Below are 15,536 nucleotides of genomic sequence, written 5' to 3'. Positions count from 1 at the left end.
AAACTTTCCATGTTTAAGATAATAATATTTCTTTATTTTTAGCTTTATGTTTTCTTCCGGGATGTGACTCCTTTAAACAAAAACTCAAGAAGAATGCTATCACAAAAAATACATAAATAGCAAGGCATCCAATTTGATAATCAGATAATGTGTACAACGGATGGTTGTCTTGATACGTTCCATCCCAATTCCATTGAATAAAATATCCTACAATGGGGTTGTGAAGCGCTCCGCTTAACATTAAAATGGCATTTATTGTACCCACAGAAACGCCTGCAAGGCGACTAGGCCCACTTTCAGCTCCGGTAACAAAGATAAGAACTTGTCCTCCTGAAAAAAAACCAAATATAAACAGATAAAAAGCTGCATTCCAAAATGATACAGCAGGTCCGAAAAATATAAGTCCAGAAAATATTAAAACGCATACCGCGCATAATCTGAAAAACAAAACTCTTTTTTTGAAAAAATCTGATAAAAAAGAAAGTAATGGAGCGCCGCAACTGGATCCTATCGCGACCAATGCAGCCAATTTACTAGCTTGTTCAGCAGAAATTTTTAACCAACGTTCAATAAACCCGATGGAAAACGTATCACTAAAAACAGAAAGCGTAAGGTACAAAGCGTATCCATAAAATCCAAGGATCCATATAGATTTTTGCTTGGCAACACACAGAAATTCTTCGCGAATTTTTTCCCAATTCCAGTGAGATATTGCAGGAAGAAAGATATCTTTTGGGCCATTTTTTCCTATCATCCATACCAATATTGCTAAAATCAATCCTATTCCACTGAGTGCTAAAACTATTTTTTGCCACACATTGTGATAGCTGTAATGATTTACCCAACGAATCATTACAGGAAGACCTAAGTTTGCGCAAGCTCCTCCAATTTTTCCAATAGCTGACAAAAGTCCAACAATGAAAGCTAGGTAACTCGGTTGAAACCATAATGTATTCATGCGCACGCTACCGATAAAGGATACGGCTGCTCCTGCTCCAATAAGGGCACGAGCAAAAAGAGCCATAGTAAAATTCTGAGAAAGACCAAATAAAAACGCTCCTAAAATACAAGTAAGCATTCCGATTCTTAAAACTTTTTTTGGCCCCAACATATCCAACAACATGCCAACGGGAATCTGTAAAGAGGAATAAGTCCAATAATATACAGAAGAAAATATTCCCAGAGTTTGTGCATCGATGCTAAATTCTTTCATAAGTTGCGGAGCCAATGCGTTTGGAGAGCTGCGTAAAAAAAATTGAAATCCGTAAAACAAACTCGTAAATAACCAAACCCACAGCGCATAGAAATGAAATTTATAAATACGATCTTTTTGCATTTTATACGCTCCTTTTGACAACATGCTAGGCCTATTATAAGAAAAAATCTTAAAAGATCAAAAAAAATTGGGTTAAGATTCTTGTATTTTTAAAAATAAAATAATACCGAGAGATCATTCACGACATAGTGAAACATTTTATGATCGTGATCATAAAATTTCAGATTAAATCAAAAATACTTAATATTTACAAAAAAAACAAAATAAAAATTTATTTTTTTAAATAAAAAATACTATTGAAGGCCTTAAAGATACGTCAACTATGTTTGAAAAAACAACAAATAATTACGATTAATCGTAATAACGAGTTTAAAAAATTTAATTTTTGCATTTCCTGCAATGAGTGTATAAGATATTATTGCTACTTTTTTTTATGATAAACCTACGTATTAATTACTGTTTTTATTCGAATTTCAGATATAGAATAAACTTTTTTTTTGTCGGGTTTTGTTGTGTTAAGAAAATAAATGCTTTTTTTGTAAGAATCCCTCTTGATTGTATTAGACGAAATATGGTACATGTTATAAAAATGCAGGTTAAAAGAAGAGTTTTATGTCGAAAGAAACGTTTAAACGTGATAAACCTCACGTTAATATCGGTACAATCGGTCACGTTGATCACGGAAAGACGACGTTGACGGCAGCGATTACGAAATATGCAAGCAAGCATGGGAGAGGAGAGTTCAGAGATTACGATAAAATCGATGCTGCTCCTGAAGAACGCGCTCGTGGTATTACGATTTCTGCGGCTCATGTAGAATATGAGACAGAAAAAAGGCATTACGCTCATGTGGATTGTCCGGGGCATGCGGATTATGTGAAAAATATGATTACTGGTGCTGCTCAGATGGATGGGGCGATTCTAGTCGTTTCCGCTACAGATGGTCCTATGCCTCAGACTCGGGAGCATATTTTGCTTGCTCGCCAGGTTGGAGTTCCTAAAATAGTTGTTTTTATCAATAAAATAGATTTGATGGAAGACGCGGAACTTGTAGATTTGGTAGAAATGGAAGTTTTGGATCTTTTGACGCAGTACGGATTTGATGGGGAGAATACTCCAATTATCAGGGGGTCAGCTTCAAAAAGTTTGACGGAAGATAATCCTGAATCTTCTCAGTGTATTAAAGAGTTGTTAGATGCAGTGGATGAGTATATTCCCACACCTGATCGTGATGTTCAAAAACCTTTTTTGCTTTCTGTTGAAGATGTGTTTTCTATCTCTGGAAGAGGAACAGTGGTAACTGGGCGTATAGAGCGCGGAAAAATAAAGGTAGGAGAAGAAGTCGAAATTATTGGTTTGCGTGACACTGTAAAATCCATTGTTACAGGTGTTGAAATGTTTCGAAAGCTCTTAGATGAAGGAATTGCGGGGGACAACGTCGGAGTTTTGTTGCGTGGTATTAAGAAAGAAGATGTTGAGCGTGGACAAGTTTTAGCAAAACCTGGAAGCGTTAAGCCTTATACAAAATTTAAGTCCGCGATATATGTTTTAACAAAAGAAGAAGGGGGAAGGCATACGCCGTTCTTAAGCAATTATCGTCCTCAGTTTTATTTCCGTACAACGGATGTTACGGGAAGTATTCAATTAGAGGAAGGTCGTGAAATGGTTGTTCCAGGAGATAATGTTACTTTGTCTGTTGAATTGATTTCTCCTATTGCTATGTCAGAAGGGGATCGTTTTGCGATTCGAGAAGGTGGAAGGACTATAGGGTCTGGTGTTATTTCAGAAATATTAGGGTAGATTGATGTCGGGTTCGCAAAAAATTACAATGTATTTAAGAAGTTATGATTCGGCATCTTTAGCTCGTGCGGTAAGCTCTATCGTTGAGACTGCTTCTCGTTCCGGTGCAAAAGTTTCCGGTCCTATTCCTTTTCCAAAGAGAGTGAGAAAGTTTACTGTATTGAGGTCTCCATTTGCTAACAAAGAAGCAAGAGATCAATTTGAAATTGATTCTTACTGCAGGTTAGTGATATTAGAGATTCCTGAGCAGTTTTCAAGTACAGTTATAGAGGCGTTGAAACTTTTGGATTTGGGTTCAAATGTTGATGTACAGATTAAAGCGGGGTGAGCATTTTTGATGAAGCAGCGTGTAGGATTGTTGGCCCGAAAAGTCGGGATGACTCGGGTTGTAGAAAAAAATAGAGTACTAGCTGTCACATTGTTGAAAGTAGACTCTTGTGTTGTTCGATGTAAAAAAGAAGGTGTACGCACTTTTCTTCAGATAGGTGGTGGAGTAAAAAAAAAGGTTTCTCGGCCACTTCAGGGGCATTTTAATAAGCATGGTGTTCCATTTTTTGGAAAACTTTGTGAATTTTCTGTTTCTGAAGAAGGTGAGCTGCCAGAGGGAGCTGTTTTAAAGGCTTCACATTTTATTTCTGGCCAATTTGTTGATGTGACAGGAATTTCTGTTGGAAAGGGTTTTGCTGGAGGGATGAAACGTTGGGGGTTTAGAGGGTTGCCGGCAAGTCATGGAACTTCGGTTTCTCATCGCTCTCATGGTTCTACTGGGCATCGTAAAGATCCTGGAAAAGTGTTTAAAGGAAAAAAAATGGCGGGTCACATGGGCTGTGCTACGGTTACGGTTCAGAATTTAAAGGTATTAGATGTTTTAGATGAAGAAGGGGTAATCGTTGTCGCTGGGGCAATTCCTGGTTCTAATGGGTCTTGGATAAAAATTCGGGATTCCATAAAAATTCCTCTTTCAGATAAGGTGATTTGGCCTGGAGTTTTTGACTTGAGCTTAGAGCGCACTTCAGACTCTTCTTCTGTGGGAGAAAATGTATGAGTATGGATCAAAAAAGTCTTTGTCAGGTGTTAGACTGGAAATGGGAAACAGTAGAAGAGCTTGAGCTTGTTCCTTATATTTTTCAACAAGATCTGCGTACAGATATTTTGACACGAGTTGTTCTTTGGCAGCTTGCAAAGCGTCGTTCTGGAAATCATAAAACAAAAGGAATCAGTGAAATTTCTGGAACTACTCGTAAGCCTTATCGCCAAAAAGGAACAGGAAAGGCTCGTCAGGGGTCTCGTCGTTCTCCTCAATTTGTTGGAGGTGCGATTATTTTTGGGCCAGTTGTTCGAAGTCACGCTTATGGTTTAAATAAAAAGATTCGATCTTTTGGTCTTCGAGTTGCACTTTCTTTAAAAAAAGAGCAAGGAAATTTATTTTTCCTTGATGATTCTTCGGTTCCAACTTTTTTAAAAACTAAGGATTGTCAGCATTTTTTTGAAAAAGTCGGAACTAAGAACGCATTAATAGTTGCATCGGATTCGGTTTATGAAAGCATTCAGCGTGGGGTTTCCAATTTGCCGAATTGCAATGTTTTGCATAAAAATGGCTTAAATGTTTACGATATTTTGCGTCACGAATCTTTGATAATATCTAAAAGTAGTTTGCCATATATTGAGGGAAGGTTGCAATGATTTATCGTTTTTGGAATAGAGATAGAAAAAAAAAAATGTCTGAGGCGCAGTCTTTAGGTGTGATAATTTGTGAAATTATAACTGAAAAGTCTTTTCTTTTAAATCAAAAAAAGAATCAACGTGTATTTAAGGTAGCTGTTTGGGCAAATAAAATTCAGATTAAAGAAGTTCTCAAGCGTGTTTTAGGGGTTAATGTTGTTTCTGTTAATACTTTGCTTGTAAAAGGAAAATCTAAACGTTTCAAGGGGCGTCAAGGAGAAACAGCTATGTATAAAAAAGCTGTTGTTCGATTTCCTGATGGGTATGCTTTGGATCAGAACTTTAATTTTGGAGAATAATTTATGAGTTTAAAATATTATAATCCCACATCTCCAGGGCGTAGAGGGTTGATTTCTTTAGATCGTTCAGAGCTTTGGCATGGAAGACCAGAGAAATCTTTGGTTTGTTTTAAAAAAAGGACAGGAGGAAGGAATTTTCAAGGTCGTGTAACATGTCGTTCTCGTGGGGGGGGAACTAGACCTTTGTATAGAATTGTTGATTTTAATAGGGATCATGGTGGAAAAGGTGTTGTTGCTTCTCGTGTAGAAAGGTTGGAATATGATCCGAATCGAAGTGCTTTTCTTGCGTTGCTTTCTAGTGGCGAAGTGAAGAATGCTCCTCTTAGTTATATTGTGGCTTCTTCTGGGATGAAAGTTGGTAACGTAGTTTATTCGGGGGAAGGATGTGAAATTAGAGAAGGTAATTCTTTGCCGTTAGCGCGCATTCCTTCTGGAACTTTTGTATATAATGTTGAGCTAAAGATAGGAAAAGGTGCGCAAATTGCGCGTTCTGCAGGAACTTACGCTCAGGTTATGGGAAAAGATCTTGAATACGTATTAGTTCGCCTTCCTTCGGGAGAAGTACGAAAAATTCATAAGAATTGTTGGGCAACGATTGGGGTTGTCTCTAATGCAGATCATCGAAATATTTGTTTGGCAAAAGCTGGACGTAGCAGATGGTTAGGGCGTCGTCCTCACGTTCGTGGAGTTGCCATGAACCCTGTAGATCATCCTTTAGGTGGTGGAGAAGGTCGTACTTCTGGTGGAAGACACCCGGTTTCTCCCAAAGGTCAAAATTCTAAGGGATTGCGTACGCGATCTAGAAGAAAATCTAGATCGTCGAAAATGATTGTTAGTCGTCGTAAAAAATAAAAAGGAGTTAATTTGTGGCTAGGTCAGTTTGGAAAGGCCCTTTTGTGGACTTGCATCTTATAAAAAAAGTTGAAAATTTGAAAAAATCTGGAAGAAATACCCCTATTAAAACGTGGTCTAGGCGTTCTACTATTTTACCTCAAATGATAGGTGTGACGTTCGCAGTTCATAATGGAAGAAAGTTTATACCTGTTTTGATAACGGAAGCAATGTTTGGGCATAAGCTTGGTGAATTTTCTCCTACAAGAACTTTTTATGGGCATTCTGGGGATAAAAAGACAAAACGTTAAGGAGAAAAAAATGGACGAAAAGAAAAAAGTTCACGCATGTTGGCGTATGATTCGAATAAGCCCACAGAAATTGGGGGTTATTGTTTCTTGTTTGCGTGGGAAATCTTTGAAGAATGCTGTTAAAATTTTGGATGGAATGAGAAAATCTATTGCTCCAGATGTAAAGAAATTTTTGATTTCTGCAAAATCTAATGCGGTTAATAATTTTCAACTCAACCCAGATGCTCTGCATGTTTCTGAGATCAGCGTTGGAAAAAATATGGTTTTGCGTAGAAGACATATAGGTGGAAGGAGTCATTCTGGTGAGATTCGAAAGCCTTTTAGTCAAGTGCGCGTTGTTTTGGAGGAAAAATAATGGGACATCGAACAAATCCTATTGGTTTGCGACTTGGTGTTAATAGAAGTTGGAATGCGCTCTGGTTTGCAGATAAAAGACAATATGCTTCTTACGTTCAGGAAGATCTTCTAATTCGTTCTTTTTTTCAAAAAAAACTTTCGGGGGCTGGTGTTTCCAGAGTAGTTATTTCCCGTTTAGACAAAAAGCCACATGTGACTGTTTATGTTGCACGTCCGGGTGTTGTGATCGGCAAAAAGGGTGCAGGTATTGATGACTTATTGTCTCGACTAAAAAGTCTTCACGGAATTTCTTGTTTCTTTAATATTGTTGAATTAAGAAAGCCTGATTTGTATGCTCAAGTAGTTGCGGATGATATTGCTCGTCAACTGGAAAAACGTGTTTCTTACAAAAGAGCGATGAAAAGGTCTTCTGCTTCTGCGTTAAAAATGGGGGGGAAAGGAATTCGTATTAGTTGTGGAGGGCGCTTAGGTGGTATTGAAATTGCTCGTACTGAGTGGTGTTTAGAGGGGCGGCTTCCTTTACATTCGTTTCGAGCTGATATAGACTATGCTTGTAGTGAGGCTCATACGACTTCAGGAGTGTGCGGGGTGAAAGTTTGGATTTATAGGGGAGATATTTTAGAAAAAAATTCTTCTTTAATCGAGCGGCGTTTGGGTGAAACGTGCATAAATCGTGTGGGGTAATCGGTGATGTTAGTACCAAAGAAGACAAAATTTAGAAAAGCTTTTAAAGGAAGAATTCACGGTAATGCGACTGGAGGAAATTCTGTTTCATTTGGAGAGTATGGTTTAAAGGCTGATACCGCAGGGCGTATTGATTCTCGTCAGATTGAAGCTGCTCGTAAAAGTATGACGCGGCATATGCGTCGTGCTGGAAGAATTTGGATTCGTTGTTTTCCGAGTATTCCTGTAACTTCTAAGCCTGCTGAAGTGCGTATGGGAAGTGGCAAAGGAAGTATTAGTCGGTATATTTTTCGAGTTGCTCCTGGGCGTATTCTTTTTGAAATTAGCAATGTTCCTGAAGAAATTGCTCGAGAAGCGATAAGGTTAGCTGCAGCAAAGCTTTCTGTTGGTGGGCGTTTTGTCAAAAGATCTAGTCAGGGAGAGTAATGATGAAAAGTAAACAGTATTTAATGAGTCTTGCGAGTATGTCTGATAAAGAGCTTTTTGACGAACTTTTAGAGCTTTTAAAGCAAAAGGCTAATTTTTCTTTTTCTAGAAAAAAACCTCAATCAGAAATTTCTTCTCATCGCATTCGTTTGTTGAGAAGAAATGTTGCTCGTTTAAAGATGGTTATGAGGCAACGTAAAAAGGAGAATTAAGATGGCAAAACGTCAGTTTGTTGGGCAAGTTGTTAACAAATCTTCAGATAAAACGGTTATGATTTTGGTTCATCAACGTCAGCGTAACTCTTTATATCATAAAGAAGTGTTAAAGAAAAAAAAATATATGGCGCATGATGAGAAGAATGAATTTTCTGTTGGAGAAGTAGTTCTAATTGAAGAGAGTCGTCCATTTTCGAAAAGAAAAAGTTGGATTGTTTTAAAGAAGGTGGAGAATGTGTAATGATTCAGATGCAGACGCGTTTACAAGTAGCAGATAATTCTGGTGCAAAGACTTTAATGTGTATAAAAGTTTTAGGTGGAGCGAAACGACGCTTTGCTTACGTGGGCGATGTGGTGATTGCTTCTGTTAAGACAGCTATTCCGGGAGCTAAAGTATCACCGGGGGCTGTAGTTCAGGCAGTTATCGTTCGTGTAAAGAGTCCTGTTAAGAGGTCTGATGGGACTACTATTGTATTTAGTGAAAATGCTGCAGTATTATTAAAAAATCAAGATCCTATTGGGACGCGTATTTTTGGTCCTGTAAGTAAAGAGTTGCGGGGAAAGTATTCTAAGATAGTTTCGTTAGCTTCTGAGGTGTATTAATGAAAGTTAAGTGTAAAATTAAAAAAGGTGATCTTGTAGTTTTAATTTCCGGAAAAGATAAGGGTATTAAGGGTATTGTGTTGGGTATAGATTATGCGCGTCAAAGAGTTTTGGTTGATGGAGTGGGGGAAGTTTTTCGTCATACTAAAGCTTCTTCTAAGACTCCAGATGGAGGAATTTTGAAGAAAAATTTGGGGGTTCATTGGTCTAATGTTATGATTGTTGATCCTGCGCACAAAGATGATGCTTTTCAATATTGTTCGAGATCGTTTTTAACTCGAATAGGTTTTATGTTTGATCAGAATGGGGAGAAATTTCGTTATGCGAAGCGTTCTGGAGAAATTATTGGGAGGGTAAGATGAAGACATTGTATGAGAATATTATAAGACCAGCTTTAGTTAAAGAATTTTCTTATACGAATATTCATCAGGTTCCGTGTTTAAAGAAAGTAGTTTTGAATGCTGCTTTTGGGAGAAAAATGGGGGATCAATCGTTTTTTGACTCAGCAGAATTTGCTCTTAGTCGTGTTTCTGGACAAAAACCTTTTTTGACTAGGGCGCGTAGATCTAATGCTGGATTTAAAATAAGAGAAGGAATGGCTTTGGGGCTTAAAGTTACTCTTCGAGGAGAAAGAATGTACGATTTTCTTCGTAGATTTATCTATATAGCTATGCCTAGAATGAGAGATTTTCGAGGTATGAGGCCGCGTTTTGATGGGAATGGAAATTATTCTTTGGGTATTAAAGAGCAACAAATTTTTCCAGAAATTAATTATGATCAAGTAAAGGAGACCTTAGGTTTGCAAGTTGTTTTGGTTACTAGCGCTTCCACTGATGCTGAGGGGTTGGCTTTATTAAAAAAGTTTGGTATGCCGTTTAGGGAGTAAAGTTATGGCTAGAAAAGGATTGATAGAAAGTAATCATCGAAAAAAAAGAATCGTTCAAAGAGATAAATTAAAACGCTCTTTGTTAAAAAAAACGATTAGAGATAAAAGTATTTCGTTAGAAGAGCGTTTTGGGTGTGTTTTGAAGCTTTCGAAAATGCCGAGAAATGGGAGCGCTGTTCGTGTGAGAGAAAGGTGTATATTGACTGGAAGATCTAGGGGGGTGTATCGTTTTTTTTCTCTTTCTCGGATCAAGTTCAGAGAATTAGCTTTGGTAGGTGATTTGCCTGGTGTAAAAAAGTCAAGTTGGTAAAGGTGGAGAAAAAAAATTATGTCTTTTACTGATCCTGTTGGGGATATGATAACGCGTATTAGAAATGCGCAAAAACGAAAAAAAGAAAGTGTTTTAATACCTGTTTCTAAGTTAAAAAAAAGTATTTTAGAGGTTTTACTTCAGGAAGGTTATATTTCTTCTTATTCTGAGCAGGGGAGTTCTGTAAGTAGCATGATGTTTGAAGTGCGTCTTAAATATTATAGATTTCGCCCTGTGATTAAGGAAATTAAAAGAGTTTCTAAACCAAGTGTTCATTTTTATCGTAAGCTGAAAGATAAAAGTAGAGTTGCTTCTGGGTTGGGTAATTCTATTTTGACGACTTCTTTTGGAGTGATGTCGGATGTTAAAGCGCGCGCTTTGGGAGTTGGTGGAAAAGTGTTATTAACGGTATGGTAATTTATCATGGAAAAATCTAAAAAAAAAATACGAGTTAAGATTCCTAGGGTTGCGGCTTCTGGTATTAGGATTCCGAAAAATGTGGAATATAGAAGGGATTTAGAAAGTGTAGTATTTTCTAGTAATGGTCAGGAAGTTCGAAGATTTGTTCCTAATTATGTCGTTTCTGTTCTTTTAGAAGATAAAATTTTTTTGACTTTAGCTCCTATAGATACCTCGGTGTTGACAAGAAAAGAGCAACGTACTAGAATAAGCGAGTTAGGAACTTATTCGAGTTTGCTGAAATCAGATATAAGTGGTATTACAGAGCCTTTTACTAAAGTTTTGGAGTTAGTTGGTGTTGGGTATAAGGTGGAATCTAGTGGTAGCGGAATGAAACTTAGCTTGGGGTATAGTCACGATGTAATTTTTTCTTTGCCTTCTGGTGTATCTTTGTCTATTGATAAACCTAATTTATTCAGGCTTTCTTCGAGAAACAAAGTACTTTTGGGACACGTAGTTTCTTATATTTTGAAAATTCGTCAAGTAGAGCCTTACAAAGGAAAGGGAATTCGCATTCAGGGGCAATACGTGCGTATTAAACAAGGAAAAACAAAATAAGGTGGTCTATATGTTGTATAAATCTTCTACGAAAGAAAGGCGAAAGCATCGGATTAGAGAAAAACTTAAAAATAGAAAAAATATTTTTCGGCATCGTCTTTCTGTATTTCGTTCCGATCGATATATTTATGCTCAAATTATTGACGATGTTAATCAATGTACTGTTGTTAGTGCTTCGTCTTTGGAAAAAGAATATAGGGACTCTTTTAAAGGAAATGATTGCAAAGCTGCATCTTGGGTTGGGGAGTGTATTGCTAAACGTGCGGTTGAAAATGGGCTCAAAAAAGTTGTTTTTGATCGAGGATGTTATAAATTTCATGGCAGGATTAAATCTTTGGCGGATTCTGCGCGTGCGTTTGGGTTAGAGTTTTAGTGTGGGGGGCGTGATATAATGAGGGAAAGTGTTCAGAAAGATTCGTACTCTAATCTTAGGCATAAAGAGAAAGAGTTAATGAAGGTAACAGTAAAAGTTTCTCGAGTATCTAAAGTAGTCAAAGGGGGAAAGCGTTTTAATTTTTCTGCTTTGGTTGTAGTTGGTGACGGAAAGGGAAGGTGTGGGTTCGGATCTGGAAAGGCAAAGGAAGTAGCAAGTGCCGTTAAAAAGGCCACGGATCAAGCATCAAAAAATATTATTCGTGTTCCTTTGAAGGAAGGACGGACTTTCTTTCATGATATATTGGGAAAATATGGAGCGGGAGAAGTTTTTATTCGTTCTGCGAAAAAAGGAAAAGGAGTCATAGCTGGAGGTACGATGCGTGCTATTTTTGATGTTATGGGGGTTCAAGATGTTGTGTCGAAAATTTTGAGATCTAATAATCCGCATAATGTTGTTCGAGCAACTTTTGATGCTTTTAAAAATATGGAAACTCCTCGCCTTGTAATGAAAAAACGAGATAAGAAAAATAATAGCGACAATTTGGGCAAGATTTTATCTGGAGATGATTCATGAAGTATTTTCGTTGTATACAGTATCGGAGCTCTATTCGTGTTCCTAGTACTCAAAAGAAAATTTTGAAAGCTTTGGGGATGAAAAAGTTGGGAAAATCTAAGGTTTTACTTTATTGTCCTTCGGTTTTAGGAATGGTGAAAAAAGTTGAACATTTGGTTAAGGTGGAGTTATGTTAAGTAATTTAAAAGATAATTTCGGTGCCAGAAAAACTTCTCGAAGAGTTGGTCGAGGAATCGGTTCAGGGAGAGGCAAAACTTCTTCTCGAGGGGGGAAGGGGCAGACCGCACGATCTGGGGTTAGTATTAAAGGGTTTGAGGGTGGGCAGATGCCTTTGTGCCGTCGTTTACCTAAAAAAGGTTTTGTGTCTTTAAAAAAAAGAATTTTTTTTTCAATTAATTTAGATAGGATTCAGAATGCTATAGAGTCTGGGATTTTAGATTCTAAAAATCGCATTACGATTGATGTTTTAGTGGATAAAGGTTTTTGTAAGAAAGCGACAATTCCATTGAAAGTTTTAGGGAGAGGAACTATTTCACATCCTGTTCATATCGTTGCGGATGCGTTTTCAGTTCAAGCTAAGTTTAAAATAGGTGAAGCGAAGGGGACATGCACTCTGGTATCTTCTTGAAACATATAGGATTTTAAGTTTTTATGTCGGAACATTCATTTTTTCAAAATTTCTCAAAATATTTAAGTTTTGATGCTTTTCTGAAAGCTTCGGATTTGCATAAGAGAATTTTTTTTACGCTTTGGATTTTTGTTATTTATCGTTTGGGAACGTATATTCCTCTTCCTGGGATTGACCCTGTTAGTATGCGTGTTTTGGCTGGGGATTATGCGTCACAGGGAATACTTAAGATGTTTAATATAGTCTCTGGTGGTGCTTTGGAGCGGATGAGTATTTTTGCTCTTAATCTAGGGCCTTATATTTCTTCTAGTATTATTGTTCAGCTGATGACTGCAATTTTTCCTAATTTTATTATGTTAAAAAAGGAAGGGGAGTCTGGAAGAAGAAAATTGAGTCAGTATACTCGTTATGGGACTATTGCTTTAGCGACAGTTCAAGCTGCCGGTTTAGCGTCCTTGCTAAGTTCGATTCCAGGGCTTGTTTTAGATCCAGGATTATTTTTTCATTTTAGTACTATAACGACAATTATCGGTGCGACTCTTTTTTTGATGTGGTTAGGAGAGCGTATAACTGCTAAAGGAATTGGTAACGGGTCCTCTATGCTAATTTATGCTGGAATTATAGCTAGTTTACCTCAAGGTTTATTTCAGTTTTTAGAATTGGGACGAACAGGCGGAATTAATTTTTTTGAAATTTTCTTTTGGGTTGGAGGAATTTCTGCTTTTGTGTGTTTTATAACGTTTATGGAAAAAGCGTATTACAAAGTTGGGGTTCAATATTCTCGACGACCGGAGATCGGAACTAGGAACAGTACTGAGCGTCCGTATATCCCATTAAAATTAAATCCAACTGGCGTTTTACCTCCTATTTTTTCTATGGCTTTGTTAGGGTTTTTTTATTCTTTATCTAATTTAAAGATTATGGATCATTTGTGGATTGTTGGGCCGTTGCTGAAACTTCTTTTCGTTCATCCTGTGGTTTCTATTTTTGTCCGGATTGGACTAATTATCTTTTTTGCTTTTTTCTATACTTCTATTGTTTTCAATCCAGAAGAAAAGGCTAAGGAATTAATGAGTAGCCATATTTCGGTGCATCCACTTAGACCTGGAGTGATGACGGCAAATTATTTTACATATTTGTTAAATAGATTGACGGTGGTTGGGTCTATTTATATTGCTTCTGTAGTTGTGCTTCCTGATGTACTAAGTAAAATTTTTTATGTTTCCTTCCCTATATCGGGAACGAGTGTATTAATTGCTGTTAGTGTTACTTTAGAAACTACGTCTCAATTTTTTTCACACATTGTTTCTCATCAATATAGTAATTTATTTAAAAAACAAAAGAGAAAAATTTTATGAAGAAAGATAAAATAAATAGTTTAAAAAAAGGAATTGTATTTTTTGGTGCTCCCGGATCAGGAAAAGGAACACAAAGTGCGTTACTTTCGGATAGATTTAGAATTCCATTGGTGTCTATGGGGCAACTTTTGAGAACTGAAGTGAGTCAAAAAACTAAGTTAGGCGAGAAAATTGAGTGTTTTTTAAAAAAAGGCGAGTATCTCAATACGTTAGACGTCATAGAGGTTTTGAAAACACAACTTAATAAAATTTTGGATACTTGGGTTATATTAGATGGAGTTCCTCGTTCTATAGAGCAAGCGGAAGCAATAGAGCAATGCGCTTCTGTAACATTTTTGAATATTGAGGCTGTAATTTTTCTTAAGATTCCTCCAGAAAAAATTTGGGAACGTATTCAGAATCGTTTGTCTTGTGTCCAATGCCAGAAAGATTATTGTTATAAAGTTGCTCTGTGTAAAAATTGTGGTTCTATAAAGTTTGCGAAACGTTCTGATGATACAGAAGAAACCGTTTTTAGACGTCTTCATGTGTTTAACGAGAAGATACGAAATGTTTTAGATTTTTATCAAAATCAAAAAAAACTTTACGTACTTCAGGCAGATCGTCCTGTTGAGGAAGTGTATTTGGATGTTTTGTCTTGTGTAAAAATTTTAGTTCAGGAAAAATCTCTTTTTTAAATTGAAGCGCACATTTAAAGAATAGAAAAAATTTATTTTTTCTATTCTTTATTGTTTTTTTGTGTTCAAAATTTTTATAATAGATTTTTTTGGAAAATATCATTAGATTTTTTTCAAAAAATAAAAATATGATGTTTTTATAATTGAAATACCAACAAGTGAAGATTTTATCGGATGAGCTATTCGGAAGATTAACAGGAGTTAAGCGTAGTACCTTTAATAAAATGATAAAAATATTAGAAGAGGCGGATAAAAAAAATGAAAAGAGGTAGAAGAAACAAGTTGAGCATGGAAAATTAGTTATTAATGGCGTTGAAATATATCAGAGAATATCACATATATTTTCATGTTAGTCAAAGTTATAGAATAAGAAAAAGTTCATGCTACAAAGGAATTAAGTGGGTTGAAGAGACGCTCTATCAAGATCTAGATTTTGCTTTACCTGGTCACAAGGCATTACTTAAGAGCGATATGAAATACGATGTTATATTAATATATGCCACAGAAATGCCTATAGAACACCCAAAAAAAGGGTAAATAATAGGAAGCGTAAAGAATCGCACTAACAAATAAAGAAAATTTTATTCAGGAAAAAGAGAAAGAAGAATTTAAAAACCCAAATTGTTGTTGATAAAAAGACAAAAAAAGTAACATTTTTAGTCCCCACAACATGTGGTTTGGATTATGATTAAAATTTGAATTTTGACGTTCAAGTTCTAACGTGATAATATCAAAAGGGAGCTGATATTTTAATGATTTCAGCTTTATTTGATGATTATAGTAAAGCACAAAAGTCATCATATGGCGCTTCAGCTTATCGAGGTTTTTGTAAAAATAAGCCTTTGTTGTGTAGTGTTTGAGGATCCTGTTGATGATTTCGACCTGACCGTTGATCCAAGGATGCTTGAATTTGGTAAATCTGTGTTCAATGTTATGCTCCTTGTACATCACATCAAAGGGGGCGTTTTGTTTTTTGGCTTTAGGTGTTGCGCAAGCAGCTCATAGGTAAATTGCGCCCAATTATCTGTGAGAATTTTCGTTATTTAACTCATCTTACGTAGCAGCTTTCAAAATTTGAAGTTCATTGAACATTAAAACATTGGCTTTTAACAATAGTTTTTGTTTTATTGCAAAATGATTCAATGAGGTTTTCACTTTCAATAATTCTAATTTGCAGTATGCAATGA

Annotated in this window: 27 protein-coding genes and 2 pseudogenes; 26 read left to right on the top strand and 3 right to left on the bottom strand. The window is 36.4% G+C overall.

The genetic code is table 11. The features are described 5' to 3' along the window. Positions 1 to 13: 13 nt before the first annotated feature. The gene (locus P618_RS03070) at positions 14 to 1,336 is read right to left on the bottom strand and encodes an MFS transporter (protein WP_024161141.1); all 1,323 of its coding nucleotides are present in this window, start codon (positions 1,334 to 1,336) and stop codon (positions 14 to 16) included. Positions 1,337 to 1,888: 552 nt separating this feature from the next. On the opposite strand from P618_RS03070, the gene tuf reads away from it, so the two are divergent. From tuf to P618_RS08615, 25 genes and pseudogenes are all read left to right on the top strand, one after another. Continuing rightward, positions 1,889 to 3,076, top strand: coding sequence for an elongation factor Tu (gene tuf / locus P618_RS03065; RefSeq protein WP_021827266.1), 1,188 nt, complete (start codon positions 1,889 to 1,891; stop codon positions 3,074 to 3,076). 4 nt (positions 3,077 to 3,080) lie between these two features. Continuing rightward, complete coding sequence (rpsJ, locus tag P618_RS03060) at positions 3,081 to 3,404, top strand: 30S ribosomal protein S10 (protein ID WP_021827267.1); 324 nt, start codon at positions 3,081 to 3,083, stop codon at positions 3,402 to 3,404. A 9-nt stretch (positions 3,405 to 3,413) separates the two neighbouring features. Further along, positions 3,414 to 4,121 carry a 50S ribosomal protein L3 gene (rplC, locus tag P618_RS03055; protein WP_021827268.1) on the top strand — a complete coding sequence of 236 codons (708 nt, stop codon included), beginning with the start codon at positions 3,414 to 3,416 and terminating at the stop codon, positions 4,119 to 4,121. Continuing rightward, positions 4,118 to 4,759 carry a 50S ribosomal protein L4 gene (rplD, locus tag P618_RS03050; RefSeq protein ID WP_021827269.1) on the top strand — a complete coding sequence of 214 codons (642 nt, stop codon included), beginning with the start codon at positions 4,118 to 4,120 and terminating at the stop codon, positions 4,757 to 4,759. Before rplC ends, rplD begins: the two co-directional genes overlap by 4 nt. Next, positions 4,756 to 5,097: an uL23 family ribosomal protein gene (locus P618_RS03045; protein ID WP_021827270.1), complete on the top strand. Its 342-nt coding sequence runs from the start codon at positions 4,756 to 4,758 to the stop codon at positions 5,095 to 5,097. The genes rplD and P618_RS03045 overlap by 4 nt, the downstream gene beginning before the upstream one ends. Before the next feature lie 3 nt (positions 5,098 to 5,100). Then, the gene (gene rplB / locus P618_RS03040; RefSeq protein ID WP_021827271.1) at positions 5,101 to 5,949 is read left to right on the top strand and encodes a 50S ribosomal protein L2; all 849 of its coding nucleotides are present in this window, start codon (positions 5,101 to 5,103) and stop codon (positions 5,947 to 5,949) included. Positions 5,950 to 5,963: 14 nt separating this feature from the next. Beyond that, the gene (rpsS, locus tag P618_RS03035) at positions 5,964 to 6,239 is read left to right on the top strand and encodes a 30S ribosomal protein S19 (protein ID WP_021827272.1); all 276 of its coding nucleotides are present in this window, start codon (positions 5,964 to 5,966) and stop codon (positions 6,237 to 6,239) included. Between the two features lie 10 nt (positions 6,240 to 6,249). Then, a complete protein-coding gene (locus P618_RS03030; protein ID WP_021827273.1) occupies positions 6,250 to 6,594 on the top strand; it encodes a large ribosomal subunit protein uL22 in 345 nt (114 codons plus the stop codon). Next, complete coding sequence (gene rpsC / locus P618_RS03025; protein ID WP_021827274.1) at positions 6,594 to 7,280, top strand: 30S ribosomal protein S3; 687 nt, start codon at positions 6,594 to 6,596, stop codon at positions 7,278 to 7,280. The genes P618_RS03030 and rpsC overlap by 1 nt, the downstream gene beginning before the upstream one ends. Positions 7,281 to 7,286: 6 nt before the next feature. Next, on the top strand, positions 7,287 to 7,706 hold the full coding sequence (gene rplP / locus P618_RS03020) for a 50S ribosomal protein L16 (RefSeq protein ID WP_021827275.1): 420 nt from the start codon (positions 7,287 to 7,289) through the stop codon (positions 7,704 to 7,706). 2 nt (positions 7,707 to 7,708) lie between these two features. Beyond that, on the top strand, positions 7,709 to 7,918 hold the full coding sequence (gene rpmC / locus P618_RS03015) for a 50S ribosomal protein L29 (RefSeq protein WP_024161140.1): 210 nt from the start codon (positions 7,709 to 7,711) through the stop codon (positions 7,916 to 7,918). Between the two features lies 1 nt (position 7,919). Then, the gene (gene rpsQ, locus P618_RS03010) at positions 7,920 to 8,162 is read left to right on the top strand and encodes a 30S ribosomal protein S17 (RefSeq protein WP_021827277.1); all 243 of its coding nucleotides are present in this window, start codon (positions 7,920 to 7,922) and stop codon (positions 8,160 to 8,162) included. Further along, a complete protein-coding gene (gene rplN, locus P618_RS03005; protein WP_021827278.1) occupies positions 8,162 to 8,524 on the top strand; it encodes a 50S ribosomal protein L14 in 363 nt (120 codons plus the stop codon). Before rpsQ ends, rplN begins: the two co-directional genes overlap by 1 nt. Then, positions 8,524 to 8,886, top strand: coding sequence for a 50S ribosomal protein L24 (rplX, locus tag P618_RS03000; RefSeq protein WP_021827279.1), 363 nt, complete (start codon positions 8,524 to 8,526; stop codon positions 8,884 to 8,886). The genes rplN and rplX overlap by 1 nt, the downstream gene beginning before the upstream one ends. After that, positions 8,883 to 9,410 carry a 50S ribosomal protein L5 gene (gene rplE / locus P618_RS02995; RefSeq protein ID WP_021827280.1) on the top strand — a complete coding sequence of 176 codons (528 nt, stop codon included), beginning with the start codon at positions 8,883 to 8,885 and terminating at the stop codon, positions 9,408 to 9,410. The genes rplX and rplE overlap by 4 nt, the downstream gene beginning before the upstream one ends. 4 nt (positions 9,411 to 9,414) lie before the next feature. Further along, positions 9,415 to 9,720, top strand: coding sequence for a 30S ribosomal protein S14 (gene rpsN / locus P618_RS02990; RefSeq protein WP_021827281.1), 306 nt, complete (start codon positions 9,415 to 9,417; stop codon positions 9,718 to 9,720). Positions 9,721 to 9,738: 18 nt separating this feature from the next. Then, the gene (rpsH, locus tag P618_RS02985; protein WP_021827282.1) at positions 9,739 to 10,137 is read left to right on the top strand and encodes a 30S ribosomal protein S8; all 399 of its coding nucleotides are present in this window, start codon (positions 9,739 to 9,741) and stop codon (positions 10,135 to 10,137) included. 6 nt (positions 10,138 to 10,143) lie between these two features. Next, positions 10,144 to 10,737 (top strand): 50S ribosomal protein L6, encoded by a 594-nt coding sequence (locus tag P618_RS06050; protein WP_021827283.1) that lies wholly within the window; start codon positions 10,144 to 10,146, stop codon positions 10,735 to 10,737. A gap of 10 nt (positions 10,738 to 10,747) precedes the next feature. Then, positions 10,748 to 11,110 carry a 50S ribosomal protein L18 gene (gene rplR / locus P618_RS02975; RefSeq protein WP_021827284.1) on the top strand — a complete coding sequence of 121 codons (363 nt, stop codon included), beginning with the start codon at positions 10,748 to 10,750 and terminating at the stop codon, positions 11,108 to 11,110. Positions 11,111 to 11,128: 18 nt separating this feature from the next. Continuing rightward, a complete protein-coding gene (rpsE, locus tag P618_RS02970) occupies positions 11,129 to 11,686 on the top strand; it encodes a 30S ribosomal protein S5 (RefSeq protein ID WP_021827285.1) in 558 nt (185 codons plus the stop codon). Continuing rightward, complete coding sequence (rpmD, locus tag P618_RS02965) at positions 11,683 to 11,862, top strand: 50S ribosomal protein L30 (RefSeq protein ID WP_021827286.1); 180 nt, start codon at positions 11,683 to 11,685, stop codon at positions 11,860 to 11,862. Before rpsE ends, rpmD begins: the two co-directional genes overlap by 4 nt. After that, positions 11,856 to 12,314, top strand: coding sequence for a 50S ribosomal protein L15 (gene rplO, locus P618_RS02960; RefSeq protein WP_021827287.1), 459 nt, complete (start codon positions 11,856 to 11,858; stop codon positions 12,312 to 12,314). The genes rpmD and rplO overlap by 7 nt, the downstream gene beginning before the upstream one ends. Before the next feature lie 23 nt (positions 12,315 to 12,337). Then, positions 12,338 to 13,672, top strand: a complete 1,335-nt coding sequence (secY, locus tag P618_RS02955) for a preprotein translocase subunit SecY (protein ID WP_021827288.1) — start codon at positions 12,338 to 12,340, stop codon at positions 13,670 to 13,672. After that, positions 13,669 to 14,349 carry an adenylate kinase family protein gene (locus tag P618_RS02950; RefSeq protein WP_021827289.1) on the top strand — a complete coding sequence of 227 codons (681 nt, stop codon included), beginning with the start codon at positions 13,669 to 13,671 and terminating at the stop codon, positions 14,347 to 14,349. Before secY ends, P618_RS02950 begins: the two co-directional genes overlap by 4 nt. A gap of 143 nt (positions 14,350 to 14,492) precedes the next feature. After that, positions 14,493 to 14,880 (top strand): annotated as a pseudogene (locus tag P618_RS08615) (transposase family protein); the annotation flags it as partial. A 54-nt stretch (positions 14,881 to 14,934) separates the two neighbouring features. Here the strand turns inward: P618_RS08615 and P618_RS09285 are convergent. Next, the gene (locus tag P618_RS09285) at positions 14,935 to 15,222 is read right to left on the bottom strand and encodes a hypothetical protein (RefSeq protein ID WP_420805318.1); all 288 of its coding nucleotides are present in this window, start codon (positions 15,220 to 15,222) and stop codon (positions 14,935 to 14,937) included. On the opposite strand from P618_RS09285, the gene P618_RS08610 reads away from it, so the two are divergent. After that, complete coding sequence (locus P618_RS08610; RefSeq protein ID WP_239638258.1) at positions 15,121 to 15,354, top strand: hypothetical protein; 234 nt, start codon at positions 15,121 to 15,123, stop codon at positions 15,352 to 15,354. The genes P618_RS09285 and P618_RS08610 overlap by 102 nt on opposite strands. 48 nt (positions 15,355 to 15,402) lie before the next feature. Here the strand turns inward: P618_RS08610 and P618_RS09280 are convergent. Beyond that, a pseudogene (locus P618_RS09280) lies at positions 15,403 to 15,536 on the bottom strand (IS701 family transposase); the annotation flags it as partial.

The organism is Holospora obtusa F1, assembly GCF_000469665.2.
In the GTDB taxonomy this organism is placed as follows: domain Bacteria; phylum Pseudomonadota; class Alphaproteobacteria; order Holosporales; family Holosporaceae; genus Holospora; species Holospora obtusa.
This window is presented reverse-complemented; position numbering and strand designations above follow the sequence as displayed.

Excerpts from the sequence above, each read along its gene's own strand:
- P618_RS03070 (WP_024161141.1), bottom strand. The coding sequence starts at position 1,336 with ATGCAAAAAGATCGTATTTATAAATTTCATTTCTATGCGCTGTGGGTT.
- tuf (WP_021827266.1), top strand. The coding sequence starts at position 1,889 with ATGTCGAAAGAAACGTTTAAACGTGATAAACCTCACGTTAATATCGGT.
- rpsJ (WP_021827267.1), top strand. The coding sequence starts at position 3,081 with ATGTCGGGTTCGCAAAAAATTACAATGTATTTAAGAAGTTATGATTCG.
- rplC (WP_021827268.1), top strand. The coding sequence starts at position 3,414 with ATGAAGCAGCGTGTAGGATTGTTGGCCCGAAAAGTCGGGATGACTCGG.
- rplD (WP_021827269.1), top strand. The coding sequence starts at position 4,118 with ATGAGTATGGATCAAAAAAGTCTTTGTCAGGTGTTAGACTGGAAATGG.
- P618_RS03045 (WP_021827270.1), top strand. The coding sequence starts at position 4,756 with ATGATTTATCGTTTTTGGAATAGAGATAGAAAAAAAAAAATGTCTGAG.
- rplB (WP_021827271.1), top strand. The coding sequence starts at position 5,101 with ATGAGTTTAAAATATTATAATCCCACATCTCCAGGGCGTAGAGGGTTG.
- P618_RS03030 (WP_021827273.1), top strand. The coding sequence starts at position 6,250 with ATGGACGAAAAGAAAAAAGTTCACGCATGTTGGCGTATGATTCGAATA.
- rpsC (WP_021827274.1), top strand. The coding sequence starts at position 6,594 with ATGGGACATCGAACAAATCCTATTGGTTTGCGACTTGGTGTTAATAGA.
- rplP (WP_021827275.1), top strand. The coding sequence starts at position 7,287 with ATGTTAGTACCAAAGAAGACAAAATTTAGAAAAGCTTTTAAAGGAAGA.
- rpmC (WP_024161140.1), top strand. The coding sequence starts at position 7,709 with ATGAAAAGTAAACAGTATTTAATGAGTCTTGCGAGTATGTCTGATAAA.
- rpsQ (WP_021827277.1), top strand. The coding sequence starts at position 7,920 with ATGGCAAAACGTCAGTTTGTTGGGCAAGTTGTTAACAAATCTTCAGAT.
- rplN (WP_021827278.1), top strand. The coding sequence starts at position 8,162 with ATGATTCAGATGCAGACGCGTTTACAAGTAGCAGATAATTCTGGTGCA.
- rplX (WP_021827279.1), top strand. The coding sequence starts at position 8,524 with ATGAAAGTTAAGTGTAAAATTAAAAAAGGTGATCTTGTAGTTTTAATT.
- rplE (WP_021827280.1), top strand. The coding sequence starts at position 8,883 with ATGAAGACATTGTATGAGAATATTATAAGACCAGCTTTAGTTAAAGAA.
- rpsN (WP_021827281.1), top strand. The coding sequence starts at position 9,415 with ATGGCTAGAAAAGGATTGATAGAAAGTAATCATCGAAAAAAAAGAATC.
- rpsH (WP_021827282.1), top strand. The coding sequence starts at position 9,739 with ATGTCTTTTACTGATCCTGTTGGGGATATGATAACGCGTATTAGAAAT.
- P618_RS06050 (WP_021827283.1), top strand. The coding sequence starts at position 10,144 with ATGGAAAAATCTAAAAAAAAAATACGAGTTAAGATTCCTAGGGTTGCG.
- rplR (WP_021827284.1), top strand. The coding sequence starts at position 10,748 with ATGTTGTATAAATCTTCTACGAAAGAAAGGCGAAAGCATCGGATTAGA.
- rpsE (WP_021827285.1), top strand. The coding sequence starts at position 11,129 with ATGAGGGAAAGTGTTCAGAAAGATTCGTACTCTAATCTTAGGCATAAA.
- rpmD (WP_021827286.1), top strand. The coding sequence starts at position 11,683 with ATGAAGTATTTTCGTTGTATACAGTATCGGAGCTCTATTCGTGTTCCT.
- rplO (WP_021827287.1), top strand. The coding sequence starts at position 11,856 with ATGTTAAGTAATTTAAAAGATAATTTCGGTGCCAGAAAAACTTCTCGA.
- secY (WP_021827288.1), top strand. The coding sequence starts at position 12,338 with ATGTCGGAACATTCATTTTTTCAAAATTTCTCAAAATATTTAAGTTTT.
- P618_RS02950 (WP_021827289.1), top strand. The coding sequence starts at position 13,669 with ATGAAGAAAGATAAAATAAATAGTTTAAAAAAAGGAATTGTATTTTTT.
- P618_RS08610 (WP_239638258.1), top strand. The coding sequence starts at position 15,121 with ATGATTATAGTAAAGCACAAAAGTCATCATATGGCGCTTCAGCTTATC.